Raw genomic sequence first — 14,043 nt, 5'->3', positions numbered from 1 at the left:
GGTGTCGATCTCGATCTCCACGACGACAATGCCGGTCCGCTCGATGTGATCATGGCGCGGGCACCCCGACCGGCAGCGTCGCGACCCACGCGCCCAGCGCGCGGCCCGCGGCGTCGAGGGGCTCGCGACTGCGCAGTCCGCGGGCGACGACGAACGCGCCCTCCAGCGCGGCGAGCACCGCGTGCACGACCTCCCGGGCGTCGTCGTCGCCCAGCCCCCGCCCGCGCAGGAACGCGGCGCCGCCCTCCACCCAACCGGTCATGACGTCGGCGCCTACGGCCCGCAGCTCCGGCTCGACGTCGGCGATCTCGGCGGTCACCGTCGCCACCGGGCACATGGCCATCCAGCCGCTCTCCGCCATCGTCCGGCCCGCCTCGGCGAACGCCGCCTCGATCCCGGTCGCGAGGTCGTCGTAGGGCTCGAGCAGGGTCGGCAGCAGCTGCCCGTACGCGGCTCCGGACTCGCGCAGCGCCCGCGCCGCGACGTCGCGCTTGCCGCCGCGGAAGTGGTGGTAGACGGACCCGTTCGGCACCCCTGCGGCCCGGGCGAGCTCGGCGATCCCCGTCGCGGCGTACCCCTGCCGGCGCATCAGCTCGGCCATCGCGGTCGTGATCCGCTCGACGGTGCCCACGCCACGATGCTAGAACGTTCGCTCTAGAGCGAACACTCCAGGAGGCGTCGTGCACACGCTGGACCTGCCGGCCGGGACCGTCGAGTACACCGAGAGCGGCGAAGGCCCGCCCGTCGTCCTGCTGCACGGGCTGCTCATGGACCACACCGTGTGGGACCCGGTGCTGCCGCTGCTCCCGCCCGGGTTCCGGTACGTGCGCCCGGTGCTCCCGCTCGGGGCCCACCGGATCCCGATGCGCCAGGACGCGGACCTGACGCTGCCCGCGATGGTCGACCTCGTCGCCGATCTCCTCGACGCGCTGGACCTGACCGACGTGACGCTCGTGCACAGCGACTGGGGCGGGGCGCTGTTCCTCACCGCGCGGGGCCGGGACGCCCGGGTGAACCGCCAGGTGGTGCTCCCCTGCGAGGCGTTCGACAACTTCCCGCCCGGGCTCCCTGGCGCGATGGTCGGCCTCGCCGCGCGCCTGCCGGGCGGCCTACGGCTCGCGGCCCGGCCGCTGCGGGTCTCGTGGTTGCGGCGCCTGCCGTTGCTGTTCGGCCGGATGGCGCGGGACCCGATCCCCGACGACGTCGTGCGCCGGTGGACCGACCCCGTCCTGCACGACGACGGGGTGCTGCGCGACCTGACGGCCTACGTCGCTACCCGCTTCGACCGGGCGGCGCTCCTTCGGGACACCGCGGCGCTCGAGCGGTTCCCGGGCGAGGTCCTGGTGCTCTGGTCGCCGGACAACCGTGTGATGCCCCCGGAGCACGGGCGCCGGCTCGCCGGGCTCTTCCCGGCCGGTCGGCTCGTGGAGATCCCCGGAGCGCGGGTGCTGTCGATGCTCGACGAGCCCGCCGCCGTCGCGCGGGAGACCGGCCGCTTCCTCGTGCGATCCCGGAGCCGGGGGTGATCAGTCCAGCGGTTGCAGGAACTCCAGGCGGTTGCCGAACGGGTCGTGGGCGTAGAAGCGACGGAAGCCGGGGAACTCGGCGTCCCAGCCGACGTCCTGACCCGTCGTCGCCACCCGGCGCGCGGCGTCGTCGAGGTCGTCGACGACGAGGCCGGGGTGAGCCTTGCGGGCCGGCGCGAAGTCCGGCTCCACCCCGAGGTGGATCTCGACCCCGCCGGCCCGGAACCACGCCCCGCCCCGCGCCGCGAGCACCGGCGGCTTGTCGATCTCCGTCATGCCGAGCACCCCGACGAAGAACGCGCGGGCGTCGTCCTCGCGGCCGGCGGGCATGGCGAGCTGGACGTGGTGCAGGCGGCTCAGCACTCCCCCAGTGTCCGCGATGCGGCAGTGCTGACGCTGGACGTCAGCCACTCCACATCCTCGGCGAGCTCAGCCGAACCGGCGCCGCGCCTCGTCGAGACCCTCCCCGTGCAGGCCCTCGACCCCGGCCGCGCGGCCGTTCGCGGCCAGCAGCAGGGCACCCACCGGGCCGCGGACCTCCGGCCCCTCGCCCTCGGCCCACTCGGCATCCGTCGCGATCAGCCGCAGCCCGGCGAAGCGCTTCGCGGCCCCGACGAACGGCGCCACCCAGATGTGCCGCAGACAGGGCAGCGCACGCTCGACCGGGAGCTCTCGCGCCCGCCCGAGCGGGATCGCGAGGTCCTGGGAGTGCACGAGCAGGTCGTTGAGCGGGTCGAGCTCCCCGGCCAGGGCCAGGCGCCGGTCGACGTGCGCCATCTCCCGGAGCTGCGCGATCAGGTCCGCCGGCGGGAACTCCCGCGCCCGCTCGCGTGCCATGTCGGCGAACGCCCGCTCGAGATCGCCGCGGGCGCGCACCGTGCGCCACAGCGTCCAGGGCACCGACTGGCGCGTCGAGAGCGTCAGGTGCGCGACGACGTCGTGCACCGTCCACCCCGCGCACAACGACGGGGTCGCCCACTGCCCCGGCGTCAGTGACTCCAGGTCGTCGGCGAGCCGGAGCCGCTCCGCGGCCACGTCGTCGAGCATCCCCACCTGCGTGCCCATGTCCCGCTCCTCCTCATCCGGTCCCCTCGCGAGGTGGGACCGGCCCGACGGCCGGGACTCATCGCGCGAGGGTCAGGAGTACGCGAGCGGCAGCAACTGGTGCGGCGGGTGGTGGATGGCCGCGTTCATCAGCTCGGGCACCGGGAGCGGACGTACCCGGGTGACGAGCGCCGCCGCCGAGCTCGGGAGGGGGATGAACGGGTAGCGGTGCTCGCAGTCGTCGAGGGCCCGGGTGAGGGCGTCGTGGTAGGCGGCGAGGTCGTCGTCGTGGCGGGCCGGGTAGAGCAGCAGGAAGTCGCCGTCGCGCAGCCGCACCGCCCGGTCGATCGGCGAGGGCAGGACCTGCTGGATCTGCTCGCCGATGGTGGCCAGCGCGGCGTGCTCGGCGCGCACACCGTGGGCCTCGCGCAACCCGGCGATCGTGTGCACCCGCAGTCCGATCATGCCGATGGCGAGCGTGCCGCTCGCCCCGCCCGCGGTCCAGCGCTGCAGGAACGCCTGGGTGCGCATGCCGCTGAGGCGGTCGTGGGAGTCGCCGTCGGGCGCGGCCTCGAGGGCGGTGTGCAACCGGGCGGCCCGGCGGAAGGCCCGGTCCATCTGCCCGGCGACGTAGCGCAGCGCGACCTCGGTGCGTCCGTCACCCGCGTCGTCGGGGTGGGCGACGACCGCGCGCATGACCTCGTCGAGCCGCTCGAGCAGTTCCGGCGCGGCCCGGCCGTCGAGGGCCTCGCGCAGCCGGAGCGTCTCGCGGTAGGCGTCCTCGCGGCGGAAGGACCAGCGGCCGTCGAACATCCGGCCCGCCTCGAGGGTGGGCGCGTGCTCGTGGACGGTCTCGGTGTCGGTGGCGACCAGCGTCGCCCCGGCGTGCGGGGACAGCACGGTCACGCTCCACTCGCGCGCCAGTTCCTCGTCCTCGTCCAGCAGCACGTGCCCAATCCCCGGGGGCAGCGTCGGCGGGAGGTCCTCGACGAGTCCGACGAGGGTGGTGGCCCCGGTCGCGGCGATCTGCCGGTAGGTCTCGGCCTCGCGCTCGAAGTAGGAGTAGCGCTGGAACATGGCGATGACCAGGGTCGGGCCGTCGTCCTCGGTGGCCAGCGCGAAGCGCTCGAGGGCGTGCGAGATGGCCACCAGCAGCCGCTTGCTCATGTCCTCGGACACTCCGGCCCCTCACGGTCGACGACGAGCGGACCCCCCATCGTGGACTACCGTCCGTGGCGTGCTGACCTCGGGGAGTAGTTCCGCCTGGTCATGATCGCCTTCATGGCCCGGGACGAGGTCGGGGCACCCACGGCCGAGGGACACCGACCCGGCGAGCGGGGACGGGTCGCAACGACCACCCCTGCTGCGGAATGCGGTTCACCCGCCCCGAGTTGGTTGAAGCGTGAAGAGAATCGGGTTCCTGTCCTTCGGGCACTGGTCGCCGTCGGGCCACTCGCTGGTGACCTCCGCCGGGGACTCCCTGCTGCAGTCGATCGATCTGGCGGTGGCGGCCGAGGAGCTGGGCGCCGACGGTGCCTACTTCCGGGTCCACCACTTCGCGCAGCAGCTCGCGTCCCCGTTCCCCCTGCTCGCGGCCGCGGCCGCGCGGACCAGCCGCATCGAGCTGGGCACGGGCGTGATCGACATGCGCTACGAGAACCCGCTGTACATGGCCGAGGACGCCGGCGCCGCGGACCTGATCTCGGGCGGCCGCCTGCAGCTCGGCATCAGCCGGGGCTCCCCGGAGCAGGTGATCGACGGCTTCCGGTACTTCGGCCACGAGCCGGCGGAGGGCACGACGGACGCCGACCTGGCCCGGGAGCACACGCGCCGGTTCCTCGAGGTCCTCGACGGCGAGGGCTTCGCGCGGCCCAACCCCCGTCCGATGTTCGCCAACCCGCCCGGCCTGCTGCGGATCGAGCCGCACTCCCCGGGGCTGCGGGACCGGATCTGGTGGGGCGCCGGCAGCCGGGCCACCGCGGAGTGGACGGCGGCGCAGGGCATGAACCTGATGAGCTCGACGCTGCTCACCGAGGACACCGGCGTGCCGTTCCACCGGCTGCAGGCCGAGCAGATCCGGCGCTTCCGGGACGCGTGGGACGCCGCCGGGCACGACCACGAGCCGCGGGTGTCGGTCAGCCGCAGCATCTTCCCGATCGTGTCCGACCTCGACCGCCAGCTGTTCTGGCGCGAGCGGCACTCGACCGACCAGGTCGGCCACCTCGACGGCGGCGAAGCCCGCTTCGGGAAGACCTACGCGGGCGAGCCGGACAAGCTGATCGCCGAGCTGGCCGAGGACGAGGCGATCGCGGCCGCGGACACCCTGCTGCTCACCGTGCCCAACCAGCTCGGGGTGGACTACAACGCGCACGTGATCGATGCCGTGCTGACCCACCTCGCCCCGGAGCTCGGCTGGCGGTGACGCTCAGTCGTCCGGACCGATCGCGCCGGCCTGCACCCCGATCACGCGGGCGGGGCGGTTGATCGCCCGCAGGGTGCGCTCCAGGACCCGGCACACCTCGTCGACCGCCGCGCGCGCGTCCGGGGCCTCGGTGCTGCCGGTGACCTCGAGGACGCCGTAGGGCACCGAGGGGACCCCGCCGACCTCGACGAGACGTTCGAGGATGTCGTCGAGGCCGTCGTCGTCGAGGCTGCGCAGGTCGGTCATGAGGTGGACCCGGTACTCGGTCATGGGTGGTGCCTCCCCCGGTCCGGCCGTGCCGCTCAGCTCTCGAGCAGCTTCGTGACGGTGCCGGCGAAGTCCTCGTACCGGCGCAGGGCAGTGACCTTGATGTCCACGAACTGGCCCATCTCGACCATGATCGGGAGGGTGAACGCGATCTCGTCGAGGGTGTCGGGACCGTCGACGTCGAGGATGGCGATCACCCGCCGCTCGCCCGCCGCCTTCCAGAGGTCGACGACCACGCCCGCCTTCTTGGCGCCGAGAGCAGCCTCGGCCTCGCGGGCCCAGATGGCGAAGAAGTCCTTCTGGTTCCAGTCGGCGCCGTACTCGACGTGGAAATCGAGGTGGAACAGCATCGTCGATCCTCCGCGGGGTTGAAGGTGATCTTGACCATACCGCTGTCGATCAGGCGATGACAGTGCCTCGGGAGTCCGGCACCCCGGCGAAGTCGGGGAGCTCGACCCCGTTGATCGCGCGCTCGACGAGCTCGGTGAGCGCCTCCATGTCGGGCTCCGGGCCCGGCTCGGCGTCCGGGTCGGCCGCCTCGAGGCTCGCGACGTGCATCCGGCCGATCTCCTGGTTGGCCTCGACGAACGAGCGCATCCGCTGCTCGTAGGCGGCGAACGCGGACTCCGGGTCCCACTTGGCGGCAGCCAGTTCCCCGGCCAGCAGGTAGGCCGCGACGAGGGCCAGCCCAGTGCCCTGCCCGGACATCGGCGACGAGCTGAACGCCGCGTCCCCGATCAGCGCCACGCGTCCCTCGGACCAGCGGTCCATCACCACCTGGGCGACCTGGTCGAGGTAGAAGTCCGGGGAGTCGTCCAGCTCCTCGAGGAGGCGAGGGGTCAGCCAGCCCAGGCCGGCCGTCCGCTCGCGCAGCAGCCCCTTCTGCGCCGGGATGTCGCGGTGGTCGACGTCGAAGTCGGCCAGCGGGAACGAGAACATCGCCATCGCCCGGGTCGCGTCCTGGATGGGCCGCAGGAGCGCGGAGCGTCCGGACTCCCGCTCCTGGTACTCGAGCAGCCAGCGGTCCAGCCCGAACTCGTTGGGCACGCTGTAGAAGGCCAGCACCAGGCCGAGGTGGCGGACGAACCGCTCGTGCGGCCCGAAGACCATCCCGCGCAGCGCCGAGTGCAGCCGGTCCGCCCCGATCACCAGGTCGAAGCGCCGCCGGTCGCCGCCCGCGAAGGCCACGTCGACCCCGTCCGCGTCCTGGGTGAGCTCGGCGATCCGGTCGCCGAAGACGTACTCGACGGCGTCGCGGGTGTCGTCGTGGAGCACCCGGGACAGATCGCCGCGCAGGATCTCGATCTCCGCGATGTACCCGTCGCCGCCGTGGTCCTCCGCGCTGAAGGTCTCCAGCACCGTCCCGTCCGCGTCCACGGTCTGCGCGCCCGCGGTGTCGGTGCGGGCCGCGCGCACCTCCGCGTCGAGCCCCATGCGCCGGATGACCTCCCGGGCCACCCCGCGCGCGTCCACGGCCTGCCCGCCGGGTCGCAGCTCGGGCGCCCGCTCCACCACGGTCACCTCGGCCCCGCGCCGGGACAGCCAGTGGGCCAGCGCGGGCCCCGCGATGCTCGCCCCCGCCACCAACACCCTGGTACCGCTCACCGCGCGCCCCCTGCTCACCCGTCCGGATCTCGGTCCGGATCGTACGGTGGCGGAGGCCACAGACGCCGAGAGTCAGCGAAGAGCCGGGACCAACAGGATCCGGTCCGGGTGGGACTGCACGAGTCCTTCGTCGAGCGTCGCCAACGCCCCGCCGGGCCGACCCGCGGCCAAGCCCACGAGGTACGCATCGGTCACCTGCCGGTGCCCGCGTACTCGACTGAGATCGGATGCGGCGTATGAGACCGAGTCCGGCCAGAACTCGAAGCCCGGTGCGGCGTGGACCGCGCGGAGCAACTGCTGGGCGACGGCAGCACCCTCACCCATGCGAACGAGGAAGCGGACCAGCGCACCTTCGACCACCGGGCACACAGCGAAGCCCGTGATTCCGGACGCCCATGAAGACGTCCTTTCGTGGTGCTCGTGGTCGGCGACCGTGAGCGCGATCAGGACGTTCGCGTCCAGCAGGTAGGTCGTCACTCCTCGTCCGATGCGGCCGCGACCTGCTCCGACGTGACCCTGCGCCCGACCGTGATGACGGGGAAGCCGGACCGTGGGTCGGTGGCGATCACAACGGGCTGATCGAGCTGCCCCAGGCCGCGGGCGGCCAGATCGGCGATCACCGCGGAGAGCGACCTACCGGTGTCCCTGGCGATCTCCATCGCGCGCTGATGGACAGCCATCGGCAGGTCGACGGTGGTACGCACCCCTGCATCGTAGCTGCATCAGCGGTGATGCAGGCGCGCTCCGTCATCGACACACGGTGAACCCGCGCGAACGACAGACCCATCGAGATGTCTCGACGCGGTCGACTTCGGGTCGTCCCTGTCGGTCTGGGAGGCCCTCTGCCCAGCCTCGTGGCGGGCCGACCAGGAGATCAACAACGTCCCGCCGCTTCCTCCGCCGACAACCACCGCTCAGTGGATCAACGGAGCAGCGCGGGTGGCGCCTCCGAACACGAATGTGGCGGCCGTAACGACTAATGAACCAATACCGACCAGGGCCGATATTGCAGCGGGCCTGTCCGCAGAACTTCGACACGAGATGCCGGACTGCGATAATTCCCTGCTGACGGGACGTGAACATCTTGACATTCTCCCATTTATTGCGCTTCAGATAGCAGGCACCGAGGAGACCGTTCCCGTTGTTGCCGCACAGGTCGATCTCGCCGTTACGCTGCTGCTTATTGATCGCGGCACAGGGAGTCTCGGCGAAGAAGAGAGCGAAGATGACGATGTGGCCGGATTTTCGCGCTTTCGAGCAGCGTTCGCGGCCTCACGACTCGGTCATGCAGCAAGCGTTCGAGCCGACGAACATCAGCTTTCTGGCCGGATGTTGACGCTGGCTGGTCAGCTGGGGGGCGAGACTGGCGGTGGTGGAGCCGCGGCATCCGAAATGCGGTTCGGAGCGACCCGTACAACCCCGGACCGCTCCGTCCTGATCCTCGCCAAGGTCGTGGCTCAGCGACCTCAGTCTGAATACGTACACGCGGCTGTGGCCGACCGCAGAGGATCGAGCTCGCGACTGCCCGGGACATGCTCGGAGCCACTCCCGCTTCTGCGGACCAGCAAGAGCCATCGGCCTGGCGAACGCCACACGTCACACGTTGAAGCGGAACTCGACCACGTCGCCGTCGTGCATGACGTAGTCCTTCCCCTCCATGCGGACCTTCCCCGCGTTCTTGGCGGCGTTCATCGACCCGGCGGCCACGAGGTCGTCGTAGGAGACGATCTCGGCCTTGATGAAGCCCTTCTGGAAGTCGGTGTGGATGACCCCGGCCGCCTCGGGGGCGGTGGCACCGATCGGGATCGTCCAGGCCCGCGACTCCTTCGGCCCGGCCGTCAGATAGGTCTGCAGCCCCAGCGTCCGGAAGCCGGCCCGCGCCAGCGCGTCGAGGCCGGGCTCCGCCTGGCCGATCGACTCGAGCAGCTCGGTGGCCGACTCCGCGTCCAGCTCGAGCAGCTCCGACTCGACCTTCGCGTCGAGGAACACCGACTCCGCGGGCGCGACCAGCTCCGCGAGCTCCTTGCGGCGCGCGTCGTCGGTGAGCACGCCCTCGTCGGCGTTGAACACGTAGAGGAACGGCTTGACGGTGAGCAGGTTCAGCTCCCGCAGCAGGGCCGAGTTCATGCCCGCCGAGAAGAGCGTCCGGCCCTCGTTCAGCACCGTCTGCGCGGCGACCGCCTCGTCATGTGCGGGGCGGTTCTCCTTCTTCGTCCGCGCCTCCTTCTCGAGACGCGGGATCGCCTTCTCCAGGGTCTGGAGGTCGGCGAGGACGAGCTCGGTGGCGATGGTCTCGATGTCCGAGCCCGGGTCCACCCGGCCGTCGACGTGCACCACGTCGTCGTCGTCGAAGACGCGCACCACCTGGCAGATCGCGTCCGCCTCGCGGATGTTCGCGAGGAACTTGTTGCCGAGCCCGGCGCCCTCGCTCGCGCCGGCGACGATCCCGGCGATGTCCACGAACGACACCGTCGCCGGGACGATCTTCTCCGACGAGAACATCTCGGAGAGCCGATCCAGCCTCGGATCGCGCAGCGGCACCACACCGACGTTCGGCTCGATCGTGGCGAACGGGTAGTTCGCCGCGAGGACGTCGTTGCGGGTCAGGGCGTTGAACATCGTCGACTTGCCCACGTTGGGCAGCCCGACGATGCCGAGGGTCAGGCTCACGGTCGACCAGTCTAGAGACCGGCCCCGGCACTCCCCGGAAACCGGAGGGAGCCGAACGGGCCCCGGCTGCGTCCAAGCCCCCGAGAACCACTCCCGACCCTCGGAGGCCCCGATGACCGACACCCCCCACACCCGTCCCGGCGCCCGCGCCACCCTCGACACCCCGTTCGGCCCGTTCACCGTCGTCGTCGACGCCGACGGCGTCGTCCTCGCGGCCGGGTGGACGACGGCTCCCGACGACGAGGTCCTGCCGCTCGTGCACCCGACGCTGCGGCCCCCGGAGATCGTCGAGCGCCCCGAGCTCGGCGCGGTGACGGCCGCCGTGACCGCCTTCCACTACGGCGACCCCGGTCCGGTCGCGACGCTGCCGGTGCACCAGTACGGCAGCGAGTTCCTGCAGGCGGCGTGGGCGCGCATGCGCGAGATCCCGGCCGGATCGACGTTGTCCTACAGCGAGCTGGCCCTGCGGGCGGGGCGCCCGTTCGCGCCGCGGAGCGCGGGGCAGGCGTGCCAGCGCAACGCCATCGGGCTCTTCGTGCCCGACCACCGCATCCGGCGCGGCGACGGCTCGCTCGGCGGCTTCCGCTGGGGCCTGTCGGTGAAGGAGGCCCTGATCGCGGCCGAGTCGGCGCACGCGGCCGCGGACCTCGCGGCGGAGACCCCCGACGCTCCGGAGACCCCGGAGACGTCCGACGCGGTCGGGTCGACGACCGACGCCTGACCGGCGAGGCGCCCGAGGCTGTCGGACCCCTCTGGCAACGTCATCGCCATGACGATCACCGGCGAGGGCGTCCTGCTCGGCCTGTTGCTCGGGGCGCTGCTGGGCGCCCTGGGCGGCGCGGTCGTGGCGAGCCGGTTCGCCGCTGCCCGCCAGGAGGCCGCGGTCGCCGAGGCGGTCCGCCGGTCCGGCGCCGCCGCGTCCGCCGCCCGGGCGGAGCTGGACGCCGAGCGCCGCTCCGCCGCGGACCGGGAGGCCACCGAGGAGCGTCGTGACGCCGCCGTCCGGGAGGCGTTCGCGTCCCTGTCCGGCGAGGCGCTGGCGGCGAACTCGGAGAGCTTCGCGCGGCTCGCGGAGTCGCGGATGCGCGAGGTGACGGGGGCCCTGGCCTCATCCGCGCATGCGGACGCCGGCGCCCGGCAGCAGGCGATGTCCTCGCTCCTCGATCCGGTCGCGTCGACGCTGCAGCGCCTGGAGAACCAGATGCGCAGCGCCGAGTCCGAGCGCGAGGCCGCCTTCGCGGGGCTGCGCGAGCAGGTCGGGGCGGTGGCGGAGTCGGCGCGCGGGGTGGCGGGCGAGACGCGGGCCCTGACGACGGCGCTGCGCACCCCGCACGTGCGGGGGCGCTGGGGCGAGATGCAACTCGAGCGGGTCGTGCACCTCGCCGGGATGGTCGAGCACTGCGACTTCACCACGCAGTCCACCGCGGGCGCCGAGGGGTCGGGGCAGCGGCCGGACCTCGTGGTGCACCTCGCGGGCGGCAAGCACGTGGTCGTCGATGCCAAGGTGCCGTGCGAGGCCTACCTCGACTCGCTCGAGGCCGCCGACGAGAGCGGACGGCGCGAGCGGTCCCTGGCCCACGCCCGGCAACTCCGGACCCACGTCGACGCCCTCTCGGCGAAGGCCTACTGGCGCTCGTTCGACCCCACGCCGGAGTTCGTCGTCATGTTCGTGCCCGGCGAGGTGTTCCTCTCCGCGGCGCTCGAGGCCGACCCGGGGCTGCTGGAGCACGCGTTCTCCGCGGATGTGGTGGTCGCCACCCCGACGACGCTCATCGCGCTGCTGCGCACCGTGGGCTTCGCGTGGCGTCAGGAGTCGCTGGCCCGGGACGCGGCCGAGATCCACACCCTCGGACGCGAGCTGCACGCCCGGCTGTCCACCCTCGGCGGGCACCTCGGCAAGCTGGGTCGCTCGCTGGACGCGGGCGTGCGGGCCTACAACGACACGGTCGGCTCGCTGGAGTCCCGGGTCCTCGTCACGGCCCGCCGGTTCTCCGAGCTGTCGGTGACCCGGGGCACGCTCGACGAGGTGGAGCAGGTCGACCGGCGGGCCCGGGTGCCGGGCGCCCCCGAGCTGACCGGCGAGGACGGTGTGGACCGCGGGTACGGGCCGCCCGAACCCGGGGACGAGGAGGAGCCCGACACCCCGTCGTCGGGCGGAGCGGGGGTGCACCGCTTGACCGGCTGAACCGGACGGCGCCGTCCGGACGGGGACGATCTGCAACCCAGGCGTGCCGTGGCGTCCCGAGGGGGCCCGGATCGGCGAGAAGGGACCGCTACCGTTGATCGGGTGACCACCATGCGGGACGACGCGGTGCCGTCGTCGAGCTCCCCCGATGTCGGGGATGCTTCCGTGTTCCCGGGGGTCCTGGGCATGCGCTGGTGGGCGGTCCTCCTGCTCGCGCTGGTCCTCACCGCGGGCGGGGTCGCGATCGACGTGGTCCGCTCCGGTGCTCTCGGGGTGGTCTTCATGGCCGCGTACCCCGGCGGGTGCGTGCTCGCCACCCTCCTCGCCCAGCGGCGTGGCCTCTTCGTACCGATGGTCCAGCCGCCCCTGCTCCTGGCCGTCTCGGTGCCGGTGGCGGTCGCGGCGACCGGGTCGCTGCCGGCCTCCGGGGGCGTGGTGTCCAGCGCGCTCGCCATCGGCGCGCCGCTGATCAACGGGTTCCCGGCGATGGCGATCACCACGGTGGTGTGCGTCGCCATCGGTCTGATCCGGATGCGTGTCCAGCGCTGGCAGCGCCCCGGCGACGACGCCGACGCCCGTTGCGAGCCGGCGCGTGGCGGCCCGCAGCCGGCGGCGGGACGTGACCGCGGGAAGTCCGGCGGCGCCTCGTCGCGGGACCGCGCGCCGGCGGCTCGGGAGGACCGCGATCGGCGGGACACCGAGCGCGAGCAGGCCGAGCGCGACCGGCGCCGCGCCCAGGAGCGTGCCCGGGCGGAACGGGACCGGGAGAACGGCGAGCGGGAGCGCGCCGAACGGGAACGCGCCGAGCGCGAGCGCACCGAGCGGGAGCGCCGGGACCGGGAGCTCGCGGAGCGTGACCGCGCACAGCGTCAGCCCGCGCGCGGTGACGGCGCCGAGCGGCGTCCCGCGGCCAACCCCAACCCGCCTGCTCCCAAGCCGGACCGTGACGAGCCGCGACCCGCGGCCCAGCGCAGCTCTCCGCCGCCGGCCAAGCCCGACCGCGACGGGTCGGCCGCGCCCGCCCAGCGCAGCCCGGGCCGCGCCGTCCCGAAGTCCGAGCGCCCGGCACCCGAGCGACCCGCACCCGCGCCCGCCCCGGCTCCGGGCCGGGGCGCACCGGGCCCGCGCACCCGGGAGGACCGGATGCGCGAGGAGCGGCTGCGCGAGGAACAGGAGCGCCGTGGCGGTCCGGGGCAGCCCCCGCCCGGGGTGCACCCGGTGCGGGAGCGCCGCCCGGACGACCGTTCGCGCTGACCGTCCGGAGCGCCTCTTCCCGCTGCGGCTCTTCCCGGCTACGCCTCAGCGCACGGCGTCGGGCTTCATGTCGCGCTTGAGCTCGCGCGGCAGCGAGAAGGTGAGCTTCTCGTTCGCCGTCGTGATCTCCTCGACCTCGGCGTACCCGCGGTCGGCGAGCCAGTGAAGCACGTCGCCGACGAGGATCTCGGGCACCGAGGCCCCGCTGGTGACGCCGACCGTCGTCACACCCTCGAGCCAGCGCTCGTCGATCTCACCGGCGTGGTCGACGAGGTGCGAGTCCCGGGCGCCGGCCTGCAGCGCGACCTCGACCAGGCGCACCGAGTTCGACGAGTTCTTCGAGCCGACGACCACGACGAGGTCGCACTGCGGGGCCATCGCCTTGACCGCGACCTGACGGTTCTGGGTGGCGTAGCAGATGTCGTCCGACGGCGGGTCGGAGATCGCCGGGAAGCGCTCGCGCAGTGCGGCGACCGTCTGCATGGTCTCGTCGACCGACAGCGTCGTCTGGGAGAGCCAGATGACCTTCTCGGGGTCCCGGACCTCGACGGAGTCGACCGCGCCGGGCCCGTCGACGACCTGGATGTTCTGCGGGGCCTCGCCGGAGGTGCCCTCGACCTCCTCGTGACCCTCGTGGCCGATGAGCAGGATGTCGTAGTCGTCGCGGGCGAAGCGCTTGGCCTCCTGGTGGACCTTGGTGACCAGGGGGCAGGTCGCGTCGATGGTCCGCAGCTCGCGCTCGCGGGCCTGCGAGTGGACCTGGGGCGAGACGCCGTGCGCGGAGAAGACGACCGTGGCGCCCTCGGGCACCTCGTCCGTCTCCTCGACGAAGACCGCGCCGCGATCGGCGAGCGTCGTCACCACGTGTCGGTTGTGCACGATCTCCTTGCGCACGTACACCGGTGGGCCGTACGTCTCGAGCGCCTTCTCGACGGCGATGACGGCCCGGTCGACGCCTGCGCAGTAGCCGCGCGGCTTGGCGAGGAGCACCCGCCGGGTCCCGTCGGCGCCGTCGGGGTCGCCGGCGTTCTCGACGGTGGTGGTGTCGGGTCCCGGGGAGACGGACATGC

Annotated in this window: 16 protein-coding genes; 5 read left to right on the top strand and 11 right to left on the bottom strand. The window is 73.0% G+C overall.

Annotated elements, in window-relative coordinates:
• Positions 1 to 49: 49 nt before the first annotated feature.
• Positions 50 to 631 (bottom strand): TetR/AcrR family transcriptional regulator, encoded by a 582-nt coding sequence (locus LQ327_RS12965; protein WP_230734137.1) that lies wholly within the window; start codon positions 629 to 631, stop codon positions 50 to 52.
• Between the two features lie 49 nt (positions 632 to 680).
• On the opposite strand from LQ327_RS12965, the gene LQ327_RS12960 reads away from it, so the two are divergent.
• Complete coding sequence (locus tag LQ327_RS12960; RefSeq protein WP_230734135.1) at positions 681 to 1,526, top strand: alpha/beta fold hydrolase; 846 nt, start codon at positions 681 to 683, stop codon at positions 1,524 to 1,526.
• Here LQ327_RS12960 and LQ327_RS12955 read toward each other — a convergent pair whose 3' ends face one another.
• The 3 genes from LQ327_RS12955 to LQ327_RS12945 all read right to left on the bottom strand — a co-directional run bounded on the left by LQ327_RS12955 (position 1,527) and on the right by LQ327_RS12945 (position 3,737).
• On the bottom strand, positions 1,527 to 1,937 hold the full coding sequence (locus tag LQ327_RS12955; RefSeq protein ID WP_230734132.1) for a VOC family protein: 411 nt from the start codon (positions 1,935 to 1,937) through the stop codon (positions 1,527 to 1,529). It lies immediately after the preceding gene.
• 18 nt (positions 1,938 to 1,955) lie between these two features.
• Positions 1,956 to 2,591: a maleylpyruvate isomerase family mycothiol-dependent enzyme gene (locus LQ327_RS12950; protein WP_230734130.1), complete on the bottom strand. Its 636-nt coding sequence runs from the start codon at positions 2,589 to 2,591 to the stop codon at positions 1,956 to 1,958.
• A 72-nt stretch (positions 2,592 to 2,663) separates the two neighbouring features.
• Complete coding sequence (locus tag LQ327_RS12945; RefSeq protein ID WP_230734128.1) at positions 2,664 to 3,737, bottom strand: DICT sensory domain-containing protein; 1,074 nt, start codon at positions 3,735 to 3,737, stop codon at positions 2,664 to 2,666.
• Between the two features lie 235 nt (positions 3,738 to 3,972).
• Here LQ327_RS12945 and LQ327_RS12940 point away from each other — a divergent pair, with 235 nt between their 5' ends.
• Positions 3,973 to 4,992, top strand: a complete 1,020-nt coding sequence (locus tag LQ327_RS12940; protein WP_230734127.1) for an LLM class flavin-dependent oxidoreductase — start codon at positions 3,973 to 3,975, stop codon at positions 4,990 to 4,992.
• 3 nt (positions 4,993 to 4,995) lie between these two features.
• On the opposite strand, the gene LQ327_RS12935 is transcribed toward LQ327_RS12940, so the two are convergent.
• The 6 genes from LQ327_RS12935 to ychF form a co-directional block, all read right to left on the bottom strand.
• A complete protein-coding gene (locus LQ327_RS12935) occupies positions 4,996 to 5,262 on the bottom strand; it encodes a hypothetical protein (RefSeq protein WP_230734125.1) in 267 nt (88 codons plus the stop codon).
• Positions 5,263 to 5,294: 32 nt separating this feature from the next.
• A complete protein-coding gene (locus LQ327_RS12930; protein WP_230734123.1) occupies positions 5,295 to 5,609 on the bottom strand; it encodes a muconolactone Delta-isomerase in 315 nt (104 codons plus the stop codon).
• Positions 5,610 to 5,658: 49 nt separating this feature from the next.
• Entirely contained in the window at positions 5,659 to 6,849 is a 1,191-nt protein-coding gene (locus LQ327_RS12925) for an FAD-dependent monooxygenase (protein ID WP_372460678.1), read from the bottom strand.
• A gap of 87 nt (positions 6,850 to 6,936) precedes the next feature.
• Positions 6,937 to 7,341, bottom strand: coding sequence for a TA system VapC family ribonuclease toxin (locus LQ327_RS12920; protein ID WP_230734119.1), 405 nt, complete (start codon positions 7,339 to 7,341; stop codon positions 6,937 to 6,939).
• Positions 7,338 to 7,568: a hypothetical protein gene (locus LQ327_RS12915; RefSeq protein ID WP_230734117.1), complete on the bottom strand. Its 231-nt coding sequence runs from the start codon at positions 7,566 to 7,568 to the stop codon at positions 7,338 to 7,340. The genes LQ327_RS12920 and LQ327_RS12915 overlap by 4 nt, the downstream gene beginning before the upstream one ends.
• 892 nt (positions 7,569 to 8,460) lie before the next feature.
• The gene (gene ychF, locus LQ327_RS12910) at positions 8,461 to 9,534 is read right to left on the bottom strand and encodes a redox-regulated ATPase YchF (protein ID WP_230734115.1); all 1,074 of its coding nucleotides are present in this window, start codon (positions 9,532 to 9,534) and stop codon (positions 8,461 to 8,463) included.
• 112 nt (positions 9,535 to 9,646) lie between these two features.
• Here ychF and LQ327_RS12905 point away from each other — a divergent pair, with 112 nt between their 5' ends.
• The 3 genes from LQ327_RS12905 to LQ327_RS12895 all read left to right on the top strand — a co-directional run bounded on the left by LQ327_RS12905 (position 9,647) and on the right by LQ327_RS12895 (position 12,973).
• Positions 9,647 to 10,255: a methylated-DNA--[protein]-cysteine S-methyltransferase gene (locus LQ327_RS12905; protein WP_308286299.1), complete on the top strand. Its 609-nt coding sequence runs from the start codon at positions 9,647 to 9,649 to the stop codon at positions 10,253 to 10,255.
• 48 nt (positions 10,256 to 10,303) lie between these two features.
• Complete coding sequence (locus LQ327_RS12900; RefSeq protein WP_230734113.1) at positions 10,304 to 11,719, top strand: DNA recombination protein RmuC; 1,416 nt, start codon at positions 10,304 to 10,306, stop codon at positions 11,717 to 11,719.
• Between the two features lie 111 nt (positions 11,720 to 11,830).
• Complete coding sequence (locus tag LQ327_RS12895) at positions 11,831 to 12,973, top strand: DUF6542 domain-containing protein (RefSeq protein WP_308286319.1); 1,143 nt, start codon at positions 11,831 to 11,833, stop codon at positions 12,971 to 12,973.
• A 45-nt stretch (positions 12,974 to 13,018) separates the two neighbouring features.
• On the opposite strand, the gene LQ327_RS12890 is transcribed toward LQ327_RS12895, so the two are convergent.
• A complete protein-coding gene (locus tag LQ327_RS12890) occupies positions 13,019 to 14,041 on the bottom strand; it encodes a 4-hydroxy-3-methylbut-2-enyl diphosphate reductase (protein WP_230734109.1) in 1,023 nt (340 codons plus the stop codon).
• Positions 14,042 to 14,043: the final 2 nt, after the last annotated feature.

Origin of the sequence: Actinomycetospora endophytica (assembly GCF_021026375.1) — a bacterium.
Taxonomy (GTDB): domain Bacteria; phylum Actinomycetota; class Actinomycetes; order Mycobacteriales; family Pseudonocardiaceae; genus Actinomycetospora; species Actinomycetospora endophytica.
The sequence above is the reverse complement of the archived record's forward strand: the minus strand, read 5'-3'. Positions and strand labels throughout refer to the sequence as shown.

What these genes read in the sequence shown, in the direction of transcription:
- LQ327_RS12950 (WP_230734130.1), bottom strand. Translation starts at nt 2,591, where the DNA reads ATGGGCACGCAGGTGGGGATGCTCGACGACGTGGCCGCGGAGCGGCTC.
- LQ327_RS12945 (WP_230734128.1), bottom strand. Translation starts at nt 3,737, where the DNA reads ATGAGCAAGCGGCTGCTGGTGGCCATCTCGCACGCCCTCGAGCGCTTC.
- LQ327_RS12935 (WP_230734125.1), bottom strand. Translation starts at nt 5,262, where the DNA reads ATGACCGAGTACCGGGTCCACCTCATGACCGACCTGCGCAGCCTCGAC.
- LQ327_RS12930 (WP_230734123.1), bottom strand. Translation starts at nt 5,609, where the DNA reads ATGCTGTTCCACCTCGATTTCCACGTCGAGTACGGCGCCGACTGGAAC.
- LQ327_RS12905 (WP_308286299.1), top strand. Translation starts at nt 9,647, where the DNA reads ATGACCGACACCCCCCACACCCGTCCCGGCGCCCGCGCCACCCTCGAC.
- LQ327_RS12900 (WP_230734113.1), top strand. Translation starts at nt 10,304, where the DNA reads ATGACGATCACCGGCGAGGGCGTCCTGCTCGGCCTGTTGCTCGGGGCG.
- LQ327_RS12895 (WP_308286319.1), top strand. Translation starts at nt 11,831, where the DNA reads ATGCGGGACGACGCGGTGCCGTCGTCGAGCTCCCCCGATGTCGGGGAT.
- LQ327_RS12890 (WP_230734109.1), bottom strand. Translation starts at nt 14,041, where the DNA reads ATGTCCGTCTCCCCGGGACCCGACACCACCACCGTCGAGAACGCCGGC.